We start from the raw sequence: 9,613 nt of genomic DNA on the forward strand, positions 1-9,613 counted from the left end.
GGCCGCTATCTCCTCCTCCCGGTCGAATACCTGGCCAAGAGTGGTGTAAATGTCCACAAAGTCCTCCATCAGATTGTTGTAATCCATGCTGGTGTCCCAGGTGGGCGCGATTTTGCTCAGTTCTTCATAAAAAGCTTCCTGTCTGCCGGAAATGATGATGAGGTCCGGCTCAAATTCGTAGATGGTCTCCATGTCAGGCTCCTTGATGCCGCCAGCATTGACGGACGACTGATATTTGGATAAGTTGTCCAGGAGATTGGCGGTCGGTACCGCGTACTCTGCTTCCACACCAAGATAGTCCAGGCTGTCCAGGATACCCATGTCAAAGACAACGACACGGCCCGGATTTACCGGAAGTTCCACCTCGCCGTGGTTGGTGCTGGCTTTCACGGTGCCGGATGCCTGTGATTTCAGTTCTTCCGTCTCCAGCGCTTCGGATTCCGCGCCGGAGGCGCCGGACCCGTTGTTGTCACCGGCAGTGTCCCCTGAAGTAGTCTGCTCCGCAGACTGAGTCGCTGTTTCGCCCGTTCCTTTTCCGCAGGCGGTCAAGGCCGTGACCGCCAGCACTCCAACTGCCAGGTAGATGCCTGCTTTTTTTCCTGCTTTCATCAATACTTTTCTCATAATGTTATCTCTCCTCGTTCTGTTATGTATTTTGTTATACTTCTTGCTATATCTACTATCATGCTTCTTTCATATCTCTATGCCGAATAGTACAAGCACACTTTTCTGTCATTGATATTTTTCACTTCGATGTCCATTCCGTAAACCTGCTCCAGCGTATGGCTGTTCATCATCTCGTCCACATCCCCGCCGGCCACAATTTTTCCATCCTTCATCGCCACAATATAGTCCGCGTAGTGGGACACAAAATTAATGTCGTGAATCACCACCATCACCGTCTTTCCCCGCTCGTGGACCAGCCGCCGCAGAATCGTCATAATCTGCACCGAGTGCTTCATGTCCAGATTGTTTAACGGCTCGTCCAGGAAGATGTACTTCGTGTCCTGGGCGATGACCATAGCTATGTAAGCCATCTGGCGCTGGCCCCCGGACAGCTCATCTAAATAACGCCCCGTCAGCTTTTCCAGCCCCATATAGGCGATGGCCTCGTCAATCTTCTCCTCATCCTCCGCCGTCAGATTCCCGTGGCTGTATGGGAAGCGTCCGAAGGACACCAGCTCCCGCACCTTGATGCGGACGCTCAGATGGTTGGACTGCTTCAGCACCGACAAGTGTTTCGCCAGCTCCCGGTTCCTCCATCTGTCCAGGGACCTTCCCTCCACCAGAACCTCCCCCTCATTCTTCTCCAGAGTTCTGGTGATAATGGAGAGTAAGGTACTCTTTCCGGCCCCGTTGCTGCCGATAAAGGCCACCAGCTTCCCGGTGGGGAAATCGGCGCTGACCTCGTCAAGCACCTTCTTGGTACCATACTGCTTGATAATTCCTGATACTGAAATCATATGTTATCCTCCTATTGCCAGATTACGTTACGGCATACCGCCTGTTTTTCTGTCACTCTGATTTATGCCTTCGCCTGCCGCATCATGTAATACAGGAAATAGAGTCCCCCTGTAAAATTGATAATCACGCTGAGCGTGGTCCCCATAGAAAATACTTTCTCCACCAGGAACAGCCCGTAGATCAAAAAACACATGGACAGCAGGCAGGCGCTCTTTGTCAGTTCCCCGTGGCGGTAGGTGTCCATCAACTGTCTCGCCAGAGATACCACCAGAAGGCCCAGAAAGGTGATGGGACCCACCAGCGCCGTGGAGACCGATATCAGCACCGACACAATCATCAGATGCTTTCTTACCAGCTGCTTGTAGTCGACGCCCAGATTCACCGCCGTGTCTGCCCCCAGGGCCAGCACATCCAGCTTCTTGTTATCCCTCCAGGTCATCAGCAGGCATCCCATACAGATCACCGCCGATATTCCCAGAAGACCGGTGTTGATGCTGGTAAAGGACGCGAACATCTTTCCCTGGAGGACCTCAAACTCGTTGGGGTCCAACAGTACCTGCATAAAACTGGCCATTCCCCCGAACAGCCGGCCAAACACCATGCCGGCCAGCAACAGGAAATAGATATTTTTATGCTCGCCCTTGAACAGCAGCAGATACAAAAGCCAGGACAGTCCCACCATCACCGCCACGGAAATCATAAAATTTAAATTTCCTTTCATGACCGTCAGCGTTTTCGACTGAAAGAAGAACACAATCACCGTCTGCACAAACAGATACAGGGAATCCAGCCCCATCACGCTGGGCGTCAGGATTTTGTTACCGGTGATGGTCTGAAACACCACCGCCGAGTAGCCCACGCTGTAACTGACCAGGGTGATGGCCGCCAGTTTCTTGAGTCTCAGGGGAAGAAAATATCCCAGATTCTTCTGGGTCAGCCCGTAGCACAGAAACAGCGCAATCGCCGCTGCTGTGATGACAAGCAGCATGATCAATTTCGTTCTATTGTCTACCTTTCCCTGTCTCATGCCCGTTTCCTCCTGACTCCCGGCGCGTTCTTCCGAAACAGAATGATGAGGAACACCGCGCTCCCCACGACGCTCATCATCACGCTGACGGACACCTCATAGGGGAAGATCAGCACCCTTCCCACCATATCGCAGATGAGCACGAACAGCGCCCCAAACAGCGCCGTATCCCCGATGCTGTTCTTCAGGTTATCCCCCTTCCAGATGGATATCATGTTGGGGATAATCATTCCCACAAAGGGAATGCTGCCCACCGTCACAATCACCGCCGAGGTAATCATGGCCACAATGGCAAGCCCGGCAAACACCACCGCTTTGTGGTTCAGTCCCAGCCCTTTCGCCATGTCCTCTCCCATCCCGGAGATGGTAAACCGGTCCGCGTACACATACCCCAGTATCAGAAACGGTATCCCCAGATACAGCATCTCATACCTTCCCTTCAAAATCAGGGAAAAACTCCCCTCCAGCCAGGAAGAGATATTCTGGACAATGTCGTACTGGTAGGCAAAAAAGGTAGTGACGGAGCTGACCACACTTCCCAGCATCATTCCAATCAGAGGCACCATGACGGAGTCCCGGTAGGGAATGACACTCAGAATCTTCATGAACAGCAGCGTCCCGCCCAGAGAGCAGACAAACGCCACCGCCATCTTCGTCCCGGTCCCGGCCCCCGCAAATGCCAGCAGGGCCAGCATCACTCCAAACCGGCACCACTCCATGGTCCCCGCCGTGGACGGTGCCACAAACTTGTTACGGGTCAGGGTCTGCATGATGAGCCCGGCAATCGATAAGCTGGCTCCCGTAATCAGAATGGAGAGCAGCCTGGGAATCCGGCTTAACACCGCCAGGTTCTGCCCCTCACTTCCCGGCTGAAACATCTGAATCAGGCTGAAATCCTTGACGCCGATGGTCAGCGACACCAGGGACAGCACAGCCAGCGCCAGAAACAGCCACAGTCTGCTGTAAGTAATCCTTTTCATATCGTAATCCTTTCATGTTAGCATCCGCTAACTCAAAGAGGATACCATACGAATTCCTAGTTTGTCAATATGAATTCACACATAATTTCCATCATGACAAATTTTTGCAATAAAAAAGGATATAAACCATTGCGATTTATATCCTCTTATTCCTGTATTCATTGGCTGAAATGCCTTCCTGTTTCTTAAACACCCTGGAAAAATGTGCCACATCCAGAAAGCCCACGTCCTCCGACACGTCCCCGATCCGCTTGGACGGGTCCTTCAAAAGTTCTTTGGCCTTCTCAATCCGGATATGGTTTAACAGCTCCGAAAAGCTGTTGCCCGTGTGGCGGTTTAACAGCTTGCTCAAATGCCACTGGCTGACGTAGATTTTGTCCGCCACCTCCGCCAGGGTGATGCGCTCTCTGTAATGCTCCTCCATATAGCGGAGTGCATTCTTCACCAGGAAACTTCCGGCTGTCTTCTCCGAATCGCCTGAGTCGCCTGAGTCGCCCGTATCACTCGATTCACCGGCCCCAGACTGGGCACCGCCTGCGGATGCTCCATTCGCGGAGCCAGCTACGCCTGCTGCTCCGGATGCCCCAGACATTCCAGCCCCTCCGGATGTACTGGCAGAACCAGCCGTGCCGGTATCTCCCGCCACCGCACTCCCACTGGCGCCTTCGTTTCCTCCACCGGCCGCGTTCACCCCAGCGCCCGCTTTTCTTCTGTCCAGACTTTCCGTCATAAAAGCCAGCGCTTCCTCAATCTCATCCATATTGGACGGTTTCAGCAGGAACCGGCTGACCCCCAGGCGGATAGCCTTCTGTGCAAAATCAAAGTCCCGGAACCCGGTCAGAATCGTAATCAGCATATCCGGGAATTCCACGCGGAGGGCCGCTATCATAGTCAGCCCATCCATCCCCGGCATGGATATATCGGAAAATATCATATCCGGCCGTATTTCCCGGATAATCTTCAGTCCCTCCTGCCCGTTGCCGGCCGTACCGGCCACCTGGCAGTGATACTTCTCCCACGGAACCACCCGTGAGAGTCCTTCTACTATAATTGGTTCGTCATCGATAATCGCCACTTTATACATCAATACACCCTCATCCCCTAGTTCATACAGCAATTATATCATAAATTCCCCGATAACCAAACCACTTCTTCGAAGTTTTATCCCTTCACGGCTCCCGCCGTCATACCCTTGATGATATATTTCTGAAGGAAAATGTAGACAACCAGTACCGGAATGATAACCAACGCCACGGAAGCCGCCATCAATCCAAAGTTAGTTCCCTCACTCGCCGTCAACTCATTGAGCAGTCGAGTAATCGCCCTATGCTGTGGAAGCCGTAACAGGAACATCTGTGTGAACAAATCATTGTAGCTCCACAAAAACGAGAAGATGGCCACCGTCGCGAAGGACGGTTTTGCTAACGGCACCACAATCTTAAAGAAGATCTGGAACGGGCTGCACCCCTCTAAGTATGCGGACTCCTCCAGCTCGATGGGCAGACTGTGAATATATCCGGTCAGCACTACGATGGCGAAGGATAAGTTTCCCGCTATCTGAGGCAGCGCCACGCTGATCAGGGACAGAGCCAGGCTCTCCGTGTTCACCATATGCCAGGAACTGAGCATGCGGAACACCGGAATGATGGTGGAGAATACCGGGAACATCATGCCCGCTACCACCAGGGAGTTTAACGGCTTGCGCAGCTTAAAATCATACCGCACCAGCGCAAAGGAAGCCATACCTGCCAGCAGAATCACCACGCCGGCCACCGTCAGCGAGATAATCATACTGTTCCGGTAAGCGCTGAAAATGTTTAATCGGTCAAATGCCGTCCGGTAGTTGGCCAGCGTAAACATTTTCCCAACCGGGATGGCAAAGGAGTTGGATAAAATCTCCCCTTTTGCCTTAAAGGAATTGATAATCACCCAGAAAATCGGGTAAATCGTCGTCAACGCCCAGAAAGCCAGGACAAGATAAATGGCTGCCATTCCGGCAGAGAATTTCTTTTTCTGTGTATTCATACCCGTCTCTCCTCCTAATAATCTTTCTCTTTGAAAATGGTGTTTACCACCTTGGCAGTGACAATTCCAAGGACAACAATCAGAACTGCAATGGCCGAACTGTAATCAATATTTTTGGTGTTAAAGGTCTGATAATACATGTAGGTACCGGTCAGCCAGGTCTCGCCCAGAGGCATTCCCTTGGGGAACATGGTCCACGGAAGGTCAAATACCTTCAGCGCGCCGGTGACGCCCAGCACCACGCAGGTGCAGATGACATTGTGAATCATCGGCAGGGAGATGTAGCGGATGCGCTGGAACCGTGTGGCTCCGTCAATGGAGGCCGCCTCGTATAGCTCCCCTGATACATTGTTCAGTCCCGTAATCAGGATGACAAAATAGAATCCAACATACTGCCACATAACCGGAAGCATCATCGTCAAAAGCGCCAGTTTTTCGCCCTTCCAGTCAATCAGCTCCGTCACTCCGAATATCTCCAGCATCTGGTTTAACATACCCTTGTCATAAAGGAAAATCAGATTGAACATCAGTCCAAGCGCCGTAGCGGAAATCACGATGGGGAAGAAATACACGGTGCGGAAGAATTTGGCTCCGCCCTTAATATTGTCCACCAGAATTGCCAGAACAATGGCGATTCCCACCTGGCCCACGATGGTGACTACCATCATAATCAGTGTATTTTTCATGGCCGTCCACATATTTTCATCCGTGAACATTTCCACATAGTTGGTATACCATGGTTCGTTCCAGCCTTTGGCCGCCGCTCCCAGCTCCGGTATCTGCTTAAAACTGTTTATGATGTTCTGGAAAAATGGATAGTATAAAAATACTGCCATGAAAAGAAATGCCGGAACCAGAAAAACAAACAGCGCTTTCTTGTTTTTATAGATATTTGCTCCCATATTCTCACCCTTTACTTTCCCCTAACTGCCGAAGGGGACTCTCCCTGTTTCATACAAAGGCCAGAGACGAAACCGTTACGCCTCCGGCCTTTGTAAGCTGCTTATTAGTTTGCGTTATAAACTGCCAATCCTTCTGATACTGCGTCTTCTGCTGTCACCTTGCCGGTTACGATCTGTGGCATACCGTCGAAGGTGGAGGTTCTGCACTCACCCTGGAAGATATCCTGAACTGCCGGTGTCAGGGAAGTCACGCCACTCATCATCTCCATTGCTTTTACCTGTAAGGAGTTGAACTGGCTCTGGTCAACTGCCGGAGCTGCCTTCAGTGCGGATGCCGTATGCTGTGCAAATACAGGCACCACTTCATTGGATGTCATATACTCTACGAAATTAACTGCCGCGTCACGTTTCTCCGGGTCATCCCATGCTTTCTTGGTGATGTAGTAACCCATGGACAGACCGCCGATTAAATCGCTTGCTTTTCTGTCGCCATTGCCAGGTACATAAGTTACGGTAATCTTGTCAAGTTTCTCCGCATCCAGAGTTGCCGGGTCTTCCGGGTCTGTCTGGCACTGTCCGGCGATACCGCCAACCTTCCAGGAACCGTCGATTAAGAATGCTACCTTACCTTCCATGAACATTAAGAAGGTGTCGTCATCCGTTGCGGATAAGGTGTTCTTCGGGAAATATCCCAGCTCATACAGTTCTTTGATATCGTTCATACCTGCAACCCAGCTCTGTCCCTGCTCATCGTCAACTGCTGCCGGGATGTTGATGTGGTTCTCCGGTGTGTTGTGGTTGAAGATGGCGTATTCCCACCAGTAATGAGGAATGTTGCCAAGAGCTGCAGCGATTGGGGAATAGCCAGCCGCTTTAATCTTCTCACAGTCTGCCTTGAACTGGTCCCAGGTGTAATCTGCTCCAGGAACTGCAACGCCTGCTGCATCCAGAACCTCGGTGTTTACAAACATGGCCTCCCAGAAGCCGTTCACCGGTACTGCGTATTTCTTGCCGTCCACTAAGGAAGCGGCGATTAAGTCGTCATTCATGTTGGATGCGAAATCCGGATACTCTGCGCGGATATCGTCAATGCTTACTACCTTGCCTGCTTCCACGAAGGAGTTGGCGTCTGCGCCGTTGAAGTAGAATAATACGTCCGGCTCGGAACCCATCTGGAAGTCGCTGGCTACACGGGCCTTGAAGGTCTCATCGGATACGGCTGAGGAGTCGTTCACGGTGTTGCCGGTTGCTGCCTGCCAGTCTTTGATGGCGTTCTGGTAATTCTTGGCGTTGCCGTCCTCACCTGCAAAGGTGGTGGTTACATTTAACGCGACGCTCTTGGCTGCCGCTGCGGTGGTCTCTTCCGCCTTGCTCTCTGTTCCTGCCGCTGCGGTAGTCGTTGCCGCCGGCTGGGTATCTGCTGTTGATTTGGAACCGCAGCCAGCCAGTGATGTACAGGCTAATGCTCCTGCCAGTAATAATGCTGTTGTTTTTTTCATATCGTTACCTCCTGTTTTTGTATACCCTATGTATTTCTACATTCTGTATATCTTATGTCATTATTATCCATCTTTTCGATGTGAAAATGAATAACTGGTTGTGTTATTTCTTGTATTTTCTTGTTCACTCTAACCAAGCAGAGACAAATCGGGGGTGCCGTGGGCATCCAATGACAAAACTGGTCAAGGCGCGCAAAAGCAATGCCCCGGCAGATACCGGGGCAGTCATGTTTTTTATTTAGCCGATGGCGATGGTCAGTCTCGCGATGACGTGGTTTTCGTCGTCCTTCATCATAGACAGGCCGCAGGGCTCGCCGTAGAGGATGCGCAGACGCTGGTTCACGTTGGCGATACCCACATTTCCGGAGGGCTCCTTGCTGGTGTCATAGTCCGGGGACAGGAAACGTCTGATACGGATTTCGTCCTCCTCCGTCAGAGTGCCGTCGTTGACAATCTCCAGATAGAGGAAATGTTCGTCGGCATGGCCCCTGATGATGACGGTGCCGTAGCCGCTCATCTGGATGCCATGGGCGATGGCATTTTCAATGACGGGCTGTAAGATCAGGCGGGGCACCATGTATCCCATGATATCCTCCGGAATCTCCTTCACCACCGTCAGACGCTTGCCAAACCGCTCGGAGTTAATGTAGAGATAGGCGTTGACGTAGACCATCTCCTCCGACAGGGGCACGGTGGCCTGGCGTTTCCGGTCGATGGCGGCATCCATCAGGATGGACAGAGACTCTATCATCTTGGACACCTTCACATTTCCCTCCATCCTGGCCTCCCAATTGATGATTTCCAGGGTGTTGTTCATGAAATGAGGGTTGATGTGGGACTGCAGGGCCATGATTTTGGCATCCCGCAAGGCCAGCTCCTCCTCGTAAATATGGTCGAACTGGTAACGCAGCCGCTCCGACATCTGGTTGAAGGAGTCCACCAGGTATTGGAACTCCCGGTTCTCCGGCCGCTCCGTCAGCTGGTATCCGAGGCATCCCTCCTCCACCTTGCCCGCGCCGCTCATTAAAAGCTCGATAGGCTTCGTCACGTTGTGCTTGTAGACTCTCATGAGAATCAACAGCAGGGGGATGAGAAACAGAACCATGCCGGCGAAAATGTAGGAGTAGCCGTAAAATGGCATGGGAATCACTTCCTTGTCCACCTTCATGAGGGTGGTCAGCTTAAAGTAATCTTCCTTTCGATAGTTGTAAACATACAAATCCTTTCCCTGGCGCTGGTAGCCCTGGGGGTTGTCCAGCAGGGAGAGACTTAACTGCGATGGAGTGATGGCATCACCTTTTAACACCAGGGTCTGGTCGTCAATCTGCAGGGTCAGCGCCTCCGCCATAGAGGTATTTAACAGCGGTCCGAAGCAGTAATTCAAGTCCAGTCTCATGATCAGGGCGCCAAAACGCTCGTAGGAATTGTCAAACAGGTTTCTCACCATGTAAAGGCGGCCATCCAGATTGATGAAGCCAACCGCGGTGTCCAGGGTTTCCAGATACCGGGAGATGCGCTCATGGTCCTCCTTCCAATAGGTCTGAAGGTTCTGGTAGGAGCCGCCGGCGCTGGTGTTGTAGGCGTTGCAGGTCAGCTGCTGGGGATTCTCCCAGGCCCAGACGATGGTGTTGGAGAAACACTGGTTCTTTAAGTACTCCCTGGAAATGTACATGTTCCAGGTATTGTACAGGTTGTGCTTATAGATGTCCCCCTTAT

The 9,613-nt window shown here is 51.8% G+C and carries 9 protein-coding genes; all 9 read right to left on the reverse strand.

All coding sequences use genetic code 11. The features are described 5' to 3' along the window. Positions 1-624, reverse strand: a 624-nt coding sequence (locus tag HMPREF9473_RS13715) for an ABC transporter substrate-binding protein (RefSeq protein WP_006780729.1), incomplete at its 3' end; no start/stop codon positions are given. Positions 625-701: 77 nt separating this feature from the next. After that, a complete protein-coding gene (locus HMPREF9473_RS13720) occupies positions 702-1,463 on the reverse strand; it encodes an iron ABC transporter ATP-binding protein (protein ID WP_006780730.1) in 762 nt (253 codons plus the stop codon). Between the two features lie 62 nt (positions 1,464-1,525). Further along, entirely contained in the window at positions 1,526-2,491 is a 966-nt protein-coding gene (locus HMPREF9473_RS13725) for an iron chelate uptake ABC transporter family permease subunit (RefSeq protein WP_006780731.1), read from the reverse strand. Beyond that, positions 2,488-3,471 carry an ABC transporter permease gene (locus HMPREF9473_RS13730; protein ID WP_006780732.1) on the reverse strand — a complete coding sequence of 328 codons (984 nt, stop codon included), beginning with the start codon at positions 3,469-3,471 and terminating at the stop codon, positions 2,488-2,490. The genes HMPREF9473_RS13725 and HMPREF9473_RS13730 overlap by 4 nt, the downstream gene beginning before the upstream one ends. Before the next feature lie 136 nt (positions 3,472-3,607). Continuing rightward, positions 3,608-4,555 carry a response regulator transcription factor gene (locus HMPREF9473_RS13735; RefSeq protein WP_006780733.1) on the reverse strand — a complete coding sequence of 316 codons (948 nt, stop codon included), beginning with the start codon at positions 4,553-4,555 and terminating at the stop codon, positions 3,608-3,610. Positions 4,556-4,632: 77 nt separating this feature from the next. After that, a complete protein-coding gene (locus tag HMPREF9473_RS13740) occupies positions 4,633-5,496 on the reverse strand; it encodes a carbohydrate ABC transporter permease (protein WP_006780734.1) in 864 nt (287 codons plus the stop codon). 14 nt (positions 5,497-5,510) lie between these two features. Next, complete coding sequence (locus HMPREF9473_RS13745) at positions 5,511-6,398, reverse strand: carbohydrate ABC transporter permease (protein WP_006780735.1); 888 nt, start codon at positions 6,396-6,398, stop codon at positions 5,511-5,513. A 104-nt stretch (positions 6,399-6,502) separates the two neighbouring features. Further along, complete coding sequence (locus HMPREF9473_RS13750; protein WP_006780736.1) at positions 6,503-7,897, reverse strand: ABC transporter substrate-binding protein; 1,395 nt, start codon at positions 7,895-7,897, stop codon at positions 6,503-6,505. Positions 7,898-8,135: 238 nt separating this feature from the next. Continuing rightward, positions 8,136-9,613, reverse strand: a 1,478-nt coding sequence (locus HMPREF9473_RS13755; protein ID WP_006780737.1) for a sensor histidine kinase, incomplete at its 5' end; no start/stop codon positions are given.

Source organism: Hungatella hathewayi WAL-18680, assembly GCF_000235505.1.
Lineage (GTDB): Bacteria > Bacillota > Clostridia > Lachnospirales > Lachnospiraceae > Hungatella_A > Hungatella_A hathewayi_A.